The sequence below is a fragment of the Butyrivibrio sp. genome (genome assembly GCF_015056685.1).
Classification (GTDB): Bacteria; Bacillota; Clostridia; order Lachnospirales; family Lachnospiraceae; genus Butyrivibrio.
The window spans coordinates 1-18,610 of sequence record NZ_SVFW01000004.1; the positions used below are offsets into that span (position 1 = coordinate 1).

Sequence of the window (18,610 nt, forward strand, 5' to 3'; positions counted from 1 at the left end):
ACATTTTAAATCAGGATAGAGCATTCATGGCTCTTTTATATTAATTTTTCAATTTACACCATTATATGGACATAATGCCCATTTCACTGTGACAAGGTCATTCCGTCCGTATAACAATCCATAATAGAAATAAATCTTTTGGGCATATAGCGCTTTTGAAAGCTTCCAGCCACCTCTGATTTTTACTATTTTGGGCATATAGCAGCTTTTTGCGAGGACAGCCCCCCTCATGAAGTTCAAATGGGCATATAGGCCGATTTCAAGACTCGGGCCACCCGTTAAAAAGGTGGCTGTGGACGGATAATTACCGTATATACCCAATCGCCTGTGATAAAAGTCATGGTGAGGGGTGGCTGCAAGCCTGGAATCAGGCTATGAGCCCAAAAAAGGTTTTATTACGGGTGGCCGATCTAGTGAAAACTAGCTATATGCCCAAAGTAATACAGTAGCGCTCTTTAAACTATTACTTATAGAGTGGACAAATACAAACTACCTTTAGCCCCACTTTCAGCATGTAGCATGAAAAAGCTGCCCGCCCATGTTACCTTAAAATTAGTCCCCTACTGTTCTCGGATTCAGAGCCTGAGGCAATTAAAATCAGCCACACCGAAGGTGCTTGCCGTTGACGGGTTCTGAGAAAAACGCTACAATGCTGAAATCGACGGTGCGAGATATCTACTGTTCCCATCATCCTCACCGTCGGCAGGGCTGGTAGGGCGTTTTCCTCAGGTTCAGTCAATGGTGGCGTACCCAGCCAATAAATTACTTTTACATATAAAAACCGCCAAGATAGACAGGCAAATACACCTGTCTATTTTGACGGTTATCCATCTCTTATTATAATTGTTTTTTATTGTATCTCTCTTACATACTTATATTCTGCGCCAGCTTCATTTGAATTAAACTCGTCAAAAAAACTGTTTTCTCTGATTTCAACGCTCATCCGTCAAAAAATGCTTAACCACATTTACAGGATGCAGCAATTCTGTTCTGAAAAACTCCGGATAAAACTTAACCTGATCATCAGGTGCAATCCACTTAAGAAACTCTTCATGATCATCCTCGGTAAAACTGTTACACTCCGGCTCAAAGTCCTCAGGTACTTTCATGTAAAAGAAGAAAGATATCTCATATATCAGCTTTCCGAGATTAGACTCTGCGTCCCCATAAAAATAGTTTTCATTTATGAATCCAAGCCTGTCCACTTCCATGCGGACACCGGTCTCTTCATATACTTCTCGGATTACCGCTTCCTCAGCAGTTTCTCCGAACTTAATTCTGCCGCCTACAGAATACAAATACTCCGGTCTGATATTATTCCCGACCATTAGGAATTTTCCATCCTTAAGAATGATTGCTCCTACTCTGATGTTTATAAGTCCATTGTCACATGGCACTGTCATGTCCATACTCATATCCAAACACTCCCTCCAACAAACATATTTCAACTATATCAAAAAGAAGCGCTGTTTAACAGAATTATTACTGCCAAACAACGCCCTTTCTTAAGCGATTATATTTCTGCCTTATATATCAGGCTTCTCATTTATTATCTACTAATGTAAAAAATAATTATTCTTCTTCAGCCTTTAATCCATACTTGTTGCCAAGATACATAAACCCTGCAAAATTGTTCTCGGTAAAGAGATCACTTGAATCTGCTCCTGCCGGGATGGTAAAGGATATGCGGTTTCCTTTGTATTCTCCGTCGAGGAAGCTTACTTCAAGGCTTACGTCTGGTCTTGCAGCAAGTGCATCAAATACCATCTTGTGGAAAGAGATCCATCTGTCGGTGGTTATCTTAACTGTCTCGCCTTGTTTTGCTTTTGCAATCTTGTCTACTGTATTGGCATTAAAAACGTAATATGCAGATAGTGGAACTCTCACAAGAATATCGTAGCACTCTGTGCATTGATATCTAAGTTCACCATCTCTGTCTTCTGTAGCCTCAACTTTGTCCCACGCATATGTATGGGTATGAGGTCTTACTACCTTCTTTTCACTATCTTCTGCTGGTGCTGCACCGTCTTCATAAGCAATTGCATACATAGAAAACTTATCTGTATCTACGTCTACAGCATCCCCTGAGCCTGTTCCTATTATTTCTGCTCCTGAGTCATGAAATCTGAAAATAGAAAACAGTCTTCCGGATTTTTGAAGTCCAGATGGTATCGGGAACTTAACTTTTATTGGCGTTGATGTCTCTTTTATCGTATCTCTTGCCTTCGTGGCACCGTTTGCATCTGTAACTTCATATATAAGAGTAAGGTCTACAAAGCTTCCGATTGTAAGACCATTTGCTTCAGCCATTCCTTTAATGGTATCAACAGCCTCTTTTTCATCGTCTGATAAGTTTCCCTCGTCCTTACTGTCAGTATTAAGGATAAGTCTTACCGTATCACTTTCATCAACAGGAGTAACCCCTGATACTAATGCACGCACCTCAGCAGGGTCATTCTCTACAGAAGTCTTTTCATTATCAGGAGCGCTTCCATCTTGATCAACATATGTGTTTCCTGCCTGAACTGTAATTGATAATTCTTTTGACACACTGCCATATGAATTACTTGCTGTTACAGTAAATACGCTTGTTCCTGTGCTTGTCGGAGTTCCACTTATGACACCCGTATCTGATTCAAGTGCCAGACCATCAGGAAGTGATCCAGCTGTGATTGCCCAGGTAATAGGCTGCGCTCCATTTGCAGTAAGTGTCTGGTTATAGGCCTCTCCTTCTGTTGCTTCTGAAAGATCTGAAATAGATATCTCCGGAACAGTTTCACTTGGAGCTGAGCCCGTAACTGTTACCGTGCACTCTGCCTTATACTCAGTTGTTCCTACGGTAATAGTTGCTGTGATCTTGGCAGTTCCGGTTCCAACTGCAGTTACCTTACCGTTACTATCAACTTTTGCAACAGATTCACTATCTGATTTCCAGGTAATTGTTGCATCAGATGGTACTACAGTTGCTGTAATTGTTCCTGTTCCGCCCTCGGAAAGTTCCATTGTTGTTACGTCAAACTTAACTTCAGGCTTATCCGATATAGTAACATCAATGACTCCGGGTTCTGAATCCAAATGATCATCATCAGCTACTGCCTTATACCATACGTGATATGTTCCTGCATCAGCCTTCTTAGGAATTGATGTACTCCAGCCAGAGGTAGGTGCTGTAGTTGCACTGTCACTAATCGCATATTTCATCGTTCCTCCGGTTACTGCTCTTTCAGGTTCATTTAAAAGAGTCTGCTCACTACCGGTAGCAACAAGCCCTGTTATAGCTGTTGGCTTCTGATCATCTGCTAAAATTATCTGCTTACTATCAACTGTTATTTCAACTGTTTTTCCTGCAGGAGCATCAGTTGTTGCCTTAATTCTTACAAGATATGTTCCGGCTTTCACAGTAGTAGCCGTATCCGAAGCAGTTTTCCATGTAGTGCCATTATCTTCTGAGTATTCCATTGCAGAAGTTGTTCCATTTATCTTACCATCGGTTGCAGTTGCTGTACTTGCACCATCTGCTGAAAGACCTGTAGGGGCATCGGGTCTGGCTACAAGCGAAACAGCGACCCAGTCACCGGCTGCAACATCATCTGTCTCTGCCCTTCTTACATAGATCTTTGGTGCATCACCATTTAACTGCTCAGTAATGCTTGCTGGAAGAGTAGTCTCTTTATCTGTACCATTTAATGAAATATCAAACCCGTTACCTGGGGTTACCGTTTCAGCAGTATAGTCAATAGTTATCCCTGCCTTTGCATCATCTTCTGATAAAGAATCTGCTGCTTTTTTAGCTATTGTATATCCCACAGATGCAGTCACTGTTCCACTTTCGCTCGCAGATGTCTTTACACCTGTAAGTTCAAGCTCAGCAACATAATCACCTGCTTTTGTAGGAGCTGCTGCAAGGGCATCTCCAGTTTTAGTATAAGTTGTTCCACTCTTTGTCGCTTTGTAGTACTTAATATCATTTTCACTAATGGACTTTCCTGTCGCAGAATTGAAATTGCTAAGCCCGGTTAAAGTAGCTGCTGCACTCTCAGTTCCACCATAGGTTGTCCTTGCAGGTTTAACAATGGTCAGATCAACCTTATTATCTGTAAGATCGCATTCTCCATCAGTATTAGCACAAGTTGCTGTAATGACTGCGCTGCTTGCTGAATAAGTCAAACTATGCTCATGCCCAGGGAATTTTACCTTTTTTAAACTTGAATCCAAATTCCTTGCAGTTTCAGACGCATCAATAGGTGTTTTACCTGTTGTTCCTTCAGTGTCAGTCCAGCCGACGCCTTTCATTGTGTTCTTAACTGTTCCACCGATTGGTTTCATATAGCCTGATGCAATAAATTTACCCCCGCTTATCTCTATACTACCTGATATACCATAGCTACCACTTCCCCCTGAACCAGCCACAGCTATAATCGTTGATGAATCTGTGATACTAATGCTACCATTCGGTTGAATACCATAACTATTAAAGCCAGCTGTATTCCCGTATCCTTCTATTATAGAATTCTCAACCGTTAAAGTAGTACAATGAATTCCAATACTATTATAACTTGTTGCTACACCTGCAATGCCCTTGATGGTACTATTTTGTATTGTTAGTGGATTCCCCACATTTATCCCAATACTCGAAATAGAACCAGTTCCTGCGTTACTAGTTATAGTAACATTACTGATTGTTGTAGCGCCATTCAAATCCAATCCACGACTCGAAGATGTCGCATTCCCACTTTTGATTTCCAAACTACCAGATCCATAAATTGTTGCTGGAGATTTTAAAAAGATGCACACATTTTCAGCATTTGTGCCAGTGTAATCATTTAATTCTAATTTATTTTCTCCAACTAATTCTATCTCTATATTTAGATTACCACATAATGCGCTGTGCGCGTATTGTTCGTATATCTCGTTACAAACATGCCCAGCTCCCTTATATTGAAAATCAGTAAGTGTTAAAACTGGTACATTCCCAGAATCATCAAGAACAGCCGTGCCGCTAATTACTCCAGGCGTGCCAACTTTAACAGTCTGATCTGGTTGAGCCTTAATATCTACCCCCGCAACAAATAGCGTACCTGTTCCAATTGCCGCCTTTACTTCTATTTTAGTCCCCGGCATCAGTGTTGCCACAAGTATCACGGAAAGAAAGATGCCCAGTACTTTTCTGAATAGATTTGAGCTTTTTAGATTCATAAAATACCCCTTTCATTTTTTATAATAAAAAACCGCCAAAACAGACAGGCTATTACACCTGTCTATTTTGACGGTTATCCATCTCTTATCTTTTTAATTAAATCATAAAGTGTGCTGTGCTTGAGCAGAGCACTTAATGAGGACAAGTCTGTGACGCAGTCCGAATTTAGTGCGAGCCATAGCTGTACACTTAATGAATGCAAGCGTATAGCGCAGCATGAGTTTAGTGTATCAGCTAGTGCTGTGCTGTGCTGTGCTGTGCTGTGCTGTGCTGTCAACGATTGTATTTCTTTGCATCATCTGGTGCAACCCCCTAAAATACATTCCATTACATGCGACATATTTATTTTATCACATTATAACGTTCGTGGCGATTATATAATATCGTTATCACGTTCTTTTTTATTGATTTAGTATATGTTATCTTTCTCTTACCCCATATACAACCATTCTGTTATTACTGCCTGAATACTCACAGGTACTCAGTATAATAATATCGCTTGTATCAGGAATATACATGATGTAATACAGAGATTTCTCCATTGCTTTTGTGTACATTTCTTTTATTTTTTCCATGGTAATGCCGTTTAGTGCTGCCTCTTCATAATCTCCTCCGAAAGCCTCATCATTATCGGCAAAATAAGCAGAAAAGACATGATAGGTAATAACTTCTTTTTCTGTATATACAACAAAATCCTGATGTTCTTTGTAGTAGTCTTCGCTCTTATACTGAAGAAGGGGATGGAACATACTACCATCTTTTCTGTTGTGCCCATATACTACTGTGAGCAGACTATCAAACGCTGGAGTAAAAGAACTATCAGCAAAAAAAGCACCAACATTTCCCTCAGATTTATCAAATCTATGATTCAGATAAAAACTGTTATCTGTCCCCTGCACAATGGGACCATCAATCTCACCATCGCAGGCACTTATCCATCCTACAATATCGGGATTAATTTCCTTTAGGGCAGCAAAATCAATCGGGTTAAAAGCTTTTTCATCACCCGATATTTCAACTGTGCTTATTGAGGCAGCACCTGATGATGCTGCCTTATAAGCTATTGTCTTTATGGCTTCATTTTGTGTTCTGTCATTCTTATAACCGATAGCATATCTGATAAGCATACTACCGGTTACAAGCATTCCTGCAAGCAGCAAAAACAATACTACTTTCAGAATCTTTTCCAGATTGTTACTTTTCATAGGGTTATCCATTTAATATTTCTTCTTTCGGATTCTTAAGTATGTTGCAAGCACAGCTGCAAATGCCAGCATAAACAAAAGGAACAGGGCTGATAAGGTTCCAACAGGAGTATCATCAGAAGTTCTTACACCTGCCTTTTGACTTCCATCTATATGGTTGTTTTGGTCATCATCAACTATCTGAGCATCTGTAGTTGGTTTCTTTGTAGTAGATACAGGCGTGCTCTTATTATCCGATGATTCTTCCTTCCTGCTATCGGAACTATTGTCCTCATCCTTGTTTCTATCTTCAGACGAATTGGAAGAAGGCGCAGGTGTAGGAGTTGGCGGAGTTGGCACAGGCAGTGGTGATGGTGTAGGTTCCGGCACAGGCGTCGGTGTTGGCATTGGTCCAGGAGTTGGCTCCGGAGTCGGTGTAGGTGTCGGTAAAGGAGTTGGCGTTGGTTCAGGATCTGATTCAGGATCCGTTTCAGGCTCTGGATCCGGTTCAGGCTCTGGTGCCACGAATGAAACCTGTACAAGGGTCTTAGCAGGCATATCATTAATGTCACTTGCAAGTGTAACAACAACTGAACCACTAAGAATAGTCACATTCTTAAAAGGACTGTTCTCATTCTCAAGAAGGCTTCCCCATACACTTAAGATATCTTCTGATGAAGCTGTGATATTTCCTTCATCATCTTTAACCAAAGTACCTGTATATGGCTCCTGCTTACCTTCTTCATTTGTATAAACATAACCTGAAATATCTACGCTGTAATAGTCACCTGCCTGATCCCACCATCCAACTGTGAGAGTATCTGAATATTTATATCCATTAGCTTCATCAGGCTTAAACTCAACAGACATAGCCTCTTCAATAAATGGCGTCGCATCATTGACGTAAGTATAGGACTTATCATCATCATTTATGAAGCCTTCATTTTCTCTGTCTACAGCAACGAGTTTTTTATATGTCTTTACTTCACCGCCTGTTTCAACATTGCCATCATCATCAGTAATAGCTTCAGTTGTGTTTTCAACTTTAAGATAGTGTGATCCCGGATCAAAAATAGAATTTGTAAATATCACATGGCAAGGATCACTATCTTTATCCGCTATAGCTCCGGATGCAAATCCATAATATCCGCCCTTACCTGTATCTTCTTCAATATATGTAGCTCCGGTTGAACCTGTGATAGTAATACTTCTTCCTGTAGGACTATCAGAAACAGAATATATTACTTCATCACTTCCATTATTAACCTTAGTTACTTCATATCCTACATATGATGGATTTTCAGTAACTTCAAAGGTGTATCTGGAATTGATTCCAACCAAAACTGCTACCTGTCCTGCTGCCACTCTCACAATTCCATCTGTAGATTCAAGGGCTGAGCTTCGTGTATAGGCACTCGTATCTGCAAAAGCATCATTCCTAAGCTCTAAGTCTGTAATTCCGGTCACATCAGATGCACTATACAGATAGTATTTACCATTAAACGGCACCTTATTTCCATCCGGCCTTACCAGTGACACTTCAAACTTAAATCCATATGTTGTAGGATCCTGTTCAATGACCTTCTCAATAATGAGACTTCCGTCATTTTCCATAGCAGTATTGGTAATATCTGTTGTATCACCTGTTCTTACGGCTGTTGTCTCATAGTAGTTTTTAAGTATGAAGCCATCTCCATAGTCATATTCTGTATCTTCAGAGACTTTATAGACAATTTCCGTAACACTTTGCGGCGCTCCGTTTCCATAAACATATCTTGGAAGTCCCTCAAATACATAGACCCAGGTATTGTCATCATCCCTTTGCTTTGGGGTATCAAGCATGATAGGATTTTCGCCATATGGATTAACGACTGAAACACCGCCTAAAACTTCGCTGTTAAAAGCACCAGAGTTAGTAGCTACTTCCGTATCTTCAGTTACAAAGAGCCTTATCATGGATGGTCTTATGCCGTGAGAATCAGACTCGTCTTCCCAGTGCTTTATTGCAGTAACATCTTTTGTAATAAGAGTATTTGTTATTACAGTTTTATAGGTATCTGTAGTCTCATCAAAAGAAGTTATATATCCGCTCTCATCTCCTGTTGTTTCTTGAATATAATCAGATGCTGCAGATACAAGGCTGTAACCAAGCGGAACATACGGCGCTCCTGTGGAATCAGTCTCTATAAACCTGTATTCATATTTAACAGGTGAAGTGCCATTATAATCTTTGTAGAGAACAAGATCATCTACAGAGCCCTTCCAGCTATTACCTTCATTTAATTCAATTAAAGGCGCAGTAGTTACATCTGCCCATATAGTTTCATCAGCAGCTTTCCTCTGAAGTTTTGCAAATATACTATCAGGCCTTGTCTTATACTTGTTGTTGCCATCACTCCATTTCTTTTCAACAGATGCACTTCCATGAGGAGTGTTGACAATCTGAGTCTTAAGTTCATCTGCGCCGCTGCTCTTAACATTTATCTTATCTACCTTGTCAAAAGAGCTGCCATTATAAACATAGTATTCTGTTGTAAACGAACTTCCTTCTGTCTCAGAAATATAGTAAACAATTGTCTTTCCATCTTTATTGACAAGTGGAAGATCTTCAAATGTGCTCTTCCAGTCAGGAGTACCTGTAAGAACCCTCTGCATAGCGACTGTTCCATGCTTAACAGGTAAAAGCGCATCCGGATTATCATCACCACTTGTAAAATTACCGGAATACAGATTTACAGTCACATTATTTTTATCAGCTGTATTATTCGTGTTCCAAATTTTCTCAACAGTAAGCGGATTAGTTCTTGTAATAAGGAAGTTTGTTACACTACTTGTCTGCGCTGTGTCACTTCCACCATATACATAGCTGATGTTATCAGTACCAGTAAATTCAGATGCATCCTTACTCTTATCCCTTGTATATGCGCTTGGTGTTGTAAGCTCAGCCAGTCTGTACTGGTATTTAACAGGACTGCTGCCATCTGAAAGTTCATACAGAGGAAGATTACTTACAGTTGCCTTCCAGTTTCCAGCCTGATTAACCTCTTTCGCGCTCTGGCCCTCTACATTTTCCCAAGTGTCATTTCCTGCTCTTCTTTGAAGTGTCAGGCTTACGCTATTAGGGCGAAGGCCATAGGCATTACTATCATCAGACCATATCTTTGTTCCTGTGATACTTGTAAGAGGAGTATTAACAATCTTATAGGCAAAAGAGCCTGTTCCACTGCTCTTTGCTGCTGCCTTTGAAACCTTTGTAAAGCCTTCCTGAGACTCTATATAATAGGCAGTATCAAATGCAGAATTTGCTGTTTCCTCTACATAGTAAATAATCTCATTTCCGGTCTTATTGTATTTAGGAAGCCCATTAAATACATGTGTGTCATTACCGGAAATTGTAACTTCACATCCCGGAACCACAGAAAGTGTGCCTGTTGTCGAATCCGCACCTGTACTTAAATTCTTTGATAAAAGCCTTATTGTTACCTCTTTTATGTCAGAAGTGCTGTTTGTATTCCAGACCTTCTGAACTGTTAATGCCTCTGCATCAGTTCTTTTTATAAGATGGTTTGTTACAGAGCTCTTTTGCTGTGAATCAGAACTTCCATCATAGCTATATCCGTAGTCATCTGTATCAGAAAATGCTGAAACCGATGTATCTCTGGTATATGCATTTGGAGTAGATAGCTCAGCAAGTCTATACTGATACTTAACTGGACTTGTACCATCTGATAGTACATATAAAGGAAGACTACTTATACTTCCTGTCCAGTTATTTGCAGTATTTAATGTTACAGTTTTCCCGGTAACAGTAGTCCAGTCACCGCTCTCTGTTTTACTCTGAAGAGTCAGAACAAGACTGGCAGGCCTTATTCCATATTTATTATTTTCATCATCCCAAACTTTGCTTCCTGTAACCTTAGTAAGAGGAGTATTAACTGCAACAACTCTGAAATCATTTGTGATATCGCTTGATGTAAATTGAAGCGCATCTGTCGCTGTTCCTGTAGGCCAGGTATCTCCGGAGCCTGACAGGTATTGAGTTTTGAAATTGCCTGTTGTTGTCTCTTTTACATAGTATGTTATAAGCTGACCGTCTTTATTAAACTTAGGAAGACCAGCATACTCGTACTCTGCGCCGTTACTTAATGTTATCTCTGCGATATTTGATATCTGCGTAGGTGCAGCTGAGGACGGGGCACCTCCCGTATAGTTATTACTAAAAAGAGCTACCTTTATTGTTGCATCAGAAGAGTCTGCATTCCAACGCTTCAATACCCTGATCGACTTATCCATAGGTACAAGTGTATTGGTCACTGTAGTAGTAAAGTTTCCATTTGTATCACTACTTATAGAATGAACTATAGAATATGACCCGCCACTTGATTCCGGAAATGTGCCGGCAGTATCGGTACTACCTATTTTTGTTTCTACAACACGGTAGAGATAAGTATCATTATCTCCAGTTCCATGGAACTTAGGGAGATTCTCAAATGTCTTACTCCAGGTATCGGTACCTGCAACAAGCTCTGAATTTGTTATTTCCTTTGTTGTTACATCTTCCCAAGTCGTTCCATTATCCTTTGAATTCTGGATTTTCACATAAATACGTGTTGGTCTAAGACCATATTTATCACTGTCATCATTCCAGTTTTTTGTAACAGTAAGACTTACAACAGCTCTTGATGTATCAAGCTGATTAACAAGCTTCTTAGTTGGGGATGTTCCCTTGATGCTTGTTATATCTGATGGGTTGTATACCTGATAGTTACCTGCTGTTACAGTTGTACAATATGTATCAGTATCTGTTTCTGTTGTGCCGTTTTTAGTCCATGTGGTAGTTTGAGCATTATCTGCAGGTTCTGTAACTTCAATAGTAGTCCCATTTTTGTCTACTATGCCTGTTTCGCGGATCCTGTACTCATAGTTTGCCCCACACGATCCATTGCTATTGGCAGTAACAGGCAGGCCGGTTAATGTTTTGGCCCACTTTGAAGATGAGCTAAGTGAATATGGACTATTATTATTATTATTGTACTTAGTCCAGTTTGAACTACCAGCAAGGCGATAATATACATCAAAAGTAATGGAACCTTCTCTCATTCCATAATCATTGCTGTAATCATCCCACATCTTTTGAATGCTAAAGGAGCCCTTTAAAGAGTTCTTTAGACTACCAAGTGTAAGAATACTATCCGAGGCATTGTTACTATCCGAGGCATTGTTAGCCTTTGAATAAACTAAATCCTTGACCGTTTTATAATTTGCCTTAACAAAATCTGAATTAAGTGTCTCTTTTACGTAATATGTATAAAGATTACCATTGACAGAGTAAATCGGAGCAACGATAGGGTTACCATATTTATCCTTAAAGCTAATAGTATAAGTCCAGGTTGTTCCATCCACTGAGGCAGTCTTTCCTATATTGTAATCAGAAGCTGTAAAATTAATTGTATCCGGATTTCCCTTTCCTGACTGTGTATTTGCAATGGCATATACTTCAAAAGAAAGTGCATCCTGAGTATCTGATACATTAGGAAGCATTTCTTTCCATGTTGTTCCATCAAAGTTTTTAGCTTCCCATACTTTTGTAAACTGTATCTTATCAAAGCCTGTTGGATTATAGGTATTCTTAAATGTCTCTGTCTTTAAATTAGCTTCAGATGTACTTGCAAGGCTGACTCCGGAATTAGCAAATGCAACTCCCACGTATCCATTTCCGCTTATGGCAGTATTTCCAGTGGTGGCTATTCCATCTCCGCCTCCGATCAACTTTACATCGTAACCGGGCATATCATCAGTAAGCTCCACTGCATAATATGCATAGAGCTTTCCGCTTGGAGCAAATATAGGATAGTTCTCCCAGGTGATAGTTTCCTGTTCCGATGCATCTGCATTATATGCAATCTGCTTGGTATCAAGAAGTTCAAGTGCGTCGCTATCAAGACCTGCAAAGCCAGCAGCTGCTGCTTTTGAAGATCCTTTATCTGCCTCATTAGCATCATCTGCATAGCTTCCGCTTGCATCTGTATGTCCATATCCATGGCCATCGGATTCCAGCTCTTTTCTATAGAGCCTGAAGGTTGCCTTTGCCACAACTTTCTGGTAAGTCTGCTTTTGTATATCCCAGTTTTTTATGATCTTAAATGTACGCTTATTTGTAGCTTCATTAAGCTTATACTGATTGGTCAGATCCGTCGTATTATCGGAATAATGCGGAATCATGATTTCAGCCGGAAGTTCATTATGTTCTCCCAAGGTGTTGTAAATAACTTCCCTTACCTTGTAGGTATACAGATACCCCAATTTGTCATACTTAGGGAACTCTGCATAAGTATCTACAGTATCATCAGTCTTATAAGTACCAAATACATACATGGACTTAAGCTTATTCAAATTCTGTGGAGACTTAGATCCATCACCACTACTGATCTCAGCGACTGCACCATTCCTATATGTTTCCATCTTTGCTTCCTGGTCCATTCCCGTAACATCAGGAACATTTTTGGAAGTATCATAGTCACTTACTCTGAATAGATAAATATAAGCCAGAGGAAGATTATCTACCAGAATCCCGTCAGGAACACCTACCCAAAGCTTTTTTCCTTCGACCCTTACGGTATCTGAAATACTTGTAAGGGTAAAACTATCCTCCTTTGTAAAGTATTTACCATCAACTACTTTTTCATCCTTTGCAATGCCGTCTTTAACAAGGAGCTGTTTTTCACTTCCAACTGTAGCGATTTCTATAGCCGCGTCATTATAGTCGTTATTAGCATCATTTCTTAATGGTACCTCATAATGTTCTGTTGTATATTTGGATGTGGCATTGTTAAAGGTTTCTGTTACATAGTAAGTGTATACATTACCATTGTCATCGGCAGCAGGAAGACCGCTAAATATAGCTTTCTGGATAAACTTATTTCCAGCTTCAACATCTTCCCATCTCTCTGTATAAGAACCTGTGTATGGAATAAGTGCACCATTTTCACCGCCGTCATAATACAGCGTATAATAAATATCAGGTCTTTCATTGCTCTTTGCATGATCATGCCAGATAACATAGAAAGAAACATCGCCTCTTTCACCTGCAGCTTTATTTTTATATTCATAGCTCTCAGACATGAGCATGGTTTTCACATCACTGGATCCAAGATCATTTGCGCCATCAATAAGCTCATAGGTTGGAGATGAGCTGTCTTTTTCTACAACATATCCCGTAGTTGTAGTATCTTTTGTGGCATTTATATTTAGCTCTGTCTTTACAACGCTTGCTGAATCAGGCTCATTCCCGTCTTCATCACATAAAGTTTCGTCTGCCTGCGGATTTCCCGTGCATATGAACTCTTTTACGCTGTATATATAGTTATTTCCATTCTCATCATATGCAGGATAATACTTACCACTGTTAGTAAATGAAACAGTAAGTGCATCACCGCTTGTAAGAGTTGTCTTTCCATCATCTGAATATGTAGGGATATCTTTAAATGCGACTTCCTTTTCGGTATCATTAACTTCTCTGAAAAGAGCAACTCTAAGGAAATCACCTCTTTTTCCAAGAACATTTGCAGAATCTTCCCATATCTTCTTAAATGTAAAAGTTCTGCTTCCTACTCTTGTATTGGTGATCGTAAAGTTTGTACCTGTATCATTTCTGACAATACCGACTTTATAACCCGGTTTTACTGTATTACCGGCATCTTCAATAGCAGTTATGACTCCGCCTGTTATGGAATTATTTGAATATGTAGGCTCTACTATAGTTCTGCCATAACCGTCAATAAGACTTATACTAAGGTGATTTTTAATAGCCTGAGCTGCATTTTCATCTGACCCTTCAGCCTTGAAATCATTGCCATCAACCCAGATGTAATTTTCATAGTCCCTGGCAGCTGACAAAGTCAGTTTATAAGGCTTTGTAGTATCTCCACCTTCATAAACCTGTGTAAATTCTCCGGCATCATCATAAGTACCAAAATAAACTGTGATATTTGATCTCTGTGATGTATCTGAATCATCCTTCCAGATCTTGCTCACGTCTATTCTTGTTTTGGACGTCTGGGAACCGGTATAGTTTCTAACTGACAGATCTATTCTCTTACCGGTAACAGTCTTGTCATATTCTTTTCCGTAATGGAAGCCTTCTTCTGTCGCTATATTCCCTTCAGTCATTGTATATACATACTGCTGTCCGTCTTCTGTGTAGGCAGGAACTGTCAGATCCTCTGTCTTCCAGGTCCAGTATGCACTTCCACTTGTTGGTGTGATTTTATTTATAGTAAAGCTTTTGTTTTCATCAGTATCAGTTTCGTTATAATGAATTGTGAATGTTCCAGAAGTTGCACTGGTTGAGTCAGGCTTTTTTAATATGACTGTGGCATAAACTGAGGCACTGCCACCATCTACTGCTCTGTAAAGTGTTAAAGGCACATCCCCTGTCTTATCATTTTCTGTTTCGATGCCCCAACTTCCGCTCCAGGTTTTAGTCATGGAAAGCTTTTTTGTTCCATAAAGCTTATTTACAATTGTTGCCTGGGCCGACTCGACTCCATCTTCTACAGTTGCTTCATAGGTTGAGACCGCTTTATAGGTATAATCTCCAAGTGTATAAATAGCACTGTATTTTCCAGGCGTAGAGCTATCCTCTTCCCATTCTGAAGTAAACTGCGCGTCCACTCTGCTTCCGGAAGTAACTGAGGACTCAACAACTCTGTATTCATATTTTTTACCTAGCTTGTCATATAATTCCTGGGCAGCAAAAGATCCCGACACTTTCTTCTTGCTTGAAGAAAATCCCGAAAGAGTTTTGGTATCAACATCTACCCATCCTGTGCTTTCTTTCCTCTGAAGAGTAAATGTACAGTCAGAGCCCACATAGTCACTTATTGCTGATACATTCCAATGCTTGGTGACAGCAGGAGAAATCTTGGCATTTCTGACATTACATACACTTCCGTTATTTAAGGCAACAGTATCAGAAGACTCTCCCGCAAAAGAGCCTTGTCCATTGTAATAAACTGTTTTATAAAGCTCCGACTTTGAAACTTCTGTCACATAATAATTATAGGTGTAACCCATTTCATCAAATTTGGGGAACTTTATGGCACTGCCTGCAAAGTCTTCAAATGAAAACGTTATCTCACTTGAATTTGCATGTTCCTGACCTAATGAAAATGAATACTGTTTTGCATTGTAAGTAACAGGAGCTCCATCTGAAAGGCTTCCGTTACTTGGATATCTCCACAAATAGAATGTTATGCCTTTTGAAATTGCAAGTGCTCTTCTATCTATGCTGTCCTGATCGCTGTCGCCATCGTCGCACCATACCTTCTTAAAGGTGAATGTGGCATCGCCTATGGCTGTAGCATATATCTTTTGCCCTGGGAGGCACTTGTCAGTTTCAGTACTGTCAACGCCATTGTCATAAGTATATTTAAAGGCAGCATCTGAAGTTGTCGTCATAACAGTATAGTAAAGGATCGCATCACCGCTGCTATAAAGCGGAAGCCCTGTAATACTGTAAGACCACACTGTCTTTCCTTCTGAATCAGTAGTCTTTGTCCATTCAATTGAAAAACCTGATGTAACTTCTTCTACAGCATTGCTTCCCACTACTCTATATAGATGCATAGTTGTAGTAGCGTCACTAAAAAGCGAATTTTGAGGAAGTGTTGGAACAGCGGCCTCTCCTGCTTCTCCAACACGCCAGGTTATTGTTCCTGTTATGCTGTTAGTAAATACAAGACTTACTTTATCTTCGCCACTTTCAGATATGTTTAGATATCCGTCAGAATTTAAACCGCTTATCTGATAGTAAGCTTTTTTTCCATCATAAAATGCATCTGAAAGCTTGATGTACCAGTCATATTTGGTCGTTCCATCTGACATATACATTGGAAGCTTGGAATAAGATATGCTCCAGCTAAATGGGCCTCCTACTACCGTTGGAACATTTGATCCCGGTGATACTAAAATAGGTGAAGAGGCTGTTACTTTTTCATATGTATCTCCATTTTTGTAATACAGCTCCACGGCAGCAGCTATTGCAGCCTCATTTCCATCAATTGATGTACTCGTTGTAAAAGGTCTTAGATCCGCATAGTTTCTGTTATCCTGCCAGTCCACGGTAAATAACGGATTTACAAGGGCCAAAATCTTATTTTCAATACTTATGGTCGACGTTGACCATGTTGCGTCATTTATATCCCTTTCAGGAGAAAGCACAAAATATGTGTCACTTCCTATAAGGCCTTTAGAAACAGAGTAGCCATCAGCTGTTTCAATCTGAATACCATAAAAGCCCGAAGGTATGGAATACTGTCCATTTCCTTCAGGTGCTGCACCGCTTCCTTTATCTACATAAACAGGTATATCGGTAAAAGAAAAATCAACAGAAGCTGTTGTATTACCGCTTCCATCATCAATGATTCCATTTACAGTCTGCTCCTTGGAGGATATCAAAATAACTTCAGAAGACAGTTCAGAATCTTCCTTTTTTATATCTTTCCCTTCAATATTTCCGTAGAGCTTTAATGTGACCTTTGACTCATTTCCAACTATGAGCGAAGCATCAGAAAAGACTACGTGAACATTCTGAGAAAAAGTCTTTCCCGGTGCAAATTCAACATCATAGGTGGTCGGAGCTGCTTTTAAAACAGTAAATCCATATGGAGAAAAGCTGTCAGTTTCAAATTTGACATTTCCCTCAGTATCCACTTCCGTATCAACTATTTCTTTTTCGTTTTCTTCTTTTACATGTATAAGTTGGAAATCATCTGCTTTAAGGCTATCTGTATCAATACTGCCAGGAGGCGTAATAGTAACCTTTACAGTATCATCAAGTTCAATCTCTTCTCCGTCCAAAACTACAGAAATATCAACCGCATAAACAACTTCTCTCTCATTTTCTGCAAAAAGATCTTTTGCTTCATCCATTGATATTTCAGTTACTATAAGCTCTGCTCCTTCAGGAAGGGTTCCTTCAACCTTAACTCCGCCATTTTCCAGAACCATGTACTCATAGATTATTTCTTTCTCATTTATAATAACTGAGATAACAGGAGCTTCAGTCTCAAGGATGTACTCATCAGGAAATACAGGTACATATTTATACTCTGCACCTGCTTTATCAGAATCGAACCTGTCAAAAGAACTGTTTTCTTTATCCAGTTCCCATATAATGCCTTCTATAGTTACTTCTTCCTCTACAGTAAGTGTTTGTTTTACAAGTTTATAAAAGCCTTCCTCGTCTTCAAATATTTCTTCAGCTTCTTCAGTATCAACCGTTTCAACTAGGCTATTATCTACTGAGCTCTCATCAGATTTTTCTAAATCTGAAATATCAGAAGCTGCATAGACTTTTAGAACAGGGAAAAGCCTGTTAAGCATGGCAGAATCCTGTCCTTCATCTATGCCACTTGATTCATCGCCTTCATTATTTCCATCTTCATTACTTTCTTCGTTCTCATCATTCTGAGACTCATCTATATCCTCATTGTTCGAATCACTTGCTTCTTCATCATCTGTCTGTTCAGGTTCAATTTCCTCATCCTTCTTACCTTCAGTATCATCATTTGGATTCTCAGATGTATTCTCAGTTTCTGGATCTATTTCAGGAACGCTGTCTGTATTTACATCTCCAGTCTGCTGACTCTTTTCTTCACTATTTCCGTCATCTTCTGCAACGCTTCCTTCAGATGCACTGTCTGTGCTGGCTTCAGTACTTGCACTGTTTGCTGATTCTTCATCCTCGATTCCTGAAGATGAAGCCGATGCACTCTCATCTATAGACATGCCGCTGCTTGCAGCTGAAGATGCCTCATTTGCTGACTTTTCCGTCTTTTCGACTCTTACCTTTATTTCCTGTTCTTCTTCATAAGACACAGTGACATTTAGTGCATCCGGGAAAGATATTTCATTTTCTTCTGCACCAAAATCAAGAGTCTGATTAAGTATATCTTCATCAAGCTCTTCAATCTTTATGATCTTCTTTTTTTCTTCTTTGGACTCCAGCTCACCTTCAGCAAAAACCCTGAAGTCCACGCTGCTAAGAAAAAGCACCGCACTAAGCGTAATAGCAATTCCTCTGGATAATAGATTTCTTCTCATAAACACTTCCTCATAAATCATAGGAAGCAATTTCCTATGATATAAAAAAACATAGAAAACACACCTACTCCCGTATGCTTTCTATGAGCAATAAAAATCTTGTAAAATAAGCGCTACTGCGCCA

Annotated in this window: 4 protein-coding genes; all 4 read right to left on the reverse strand. The window is 39.6% G+C overall.

All coding sequences use genetic code 11. The features are described 5' to 3' along the window. Positions 1-932: 932 nt before the first annotated feature. The 4 genes from E7303_RS02070 to E7303_RS02085 all read right to left on the reverse strand — a co-directional run bounded on the left by E7303_RS02070 (position 933) and on the right by E7303_RS02085 (position 18,486). Positions 933-1,415, reverse strand: coding sequence for an NUDIX hydrolase (locus tag E7303_RS02070; RefSeq protein WP_292143615.1), 483 nt, complete (start codon positions 1,413-1,415; stop codon positions 933-935). A gap of 157 nt (positions 1,416-1,572) precedes the next feature. Then, positions 1,573-5,196, reverse strand: coding sequence for a putative Ig domain-containing protein (locus E7303_RS02075; protein WP_292143616.1), 3,624 nt, complete (start codon positions 5,194-5,196; stop codon positions 1,573-1,575). 420 nt (positions 5,197-5,616) lie between these two features. Then, complete coding sequence (locus E7303_RS02080) at positions 5,617-6,402, reverse strand: class B sortase (RefSeq protein ID WP_292143617.1); 786 nt, start codon at positions 6,400-6,402, stop codon at positions 5,617-5,619. Positions 6,403-6,414: 12 nt separating this feature from the next. Then, complete coding sequence (locus E7303_RS02085; RefSeq protein ID WP_292143618.1) at positions 6,415-18,486, reverse strand: Cna B-type domain-containing protein; 12,072 nt, start codon at positions 18,484-18,486, stop codon at positions 6,415-6,417. Positions 18,487-18,610 lie beyond the last annotated feature (124 nt).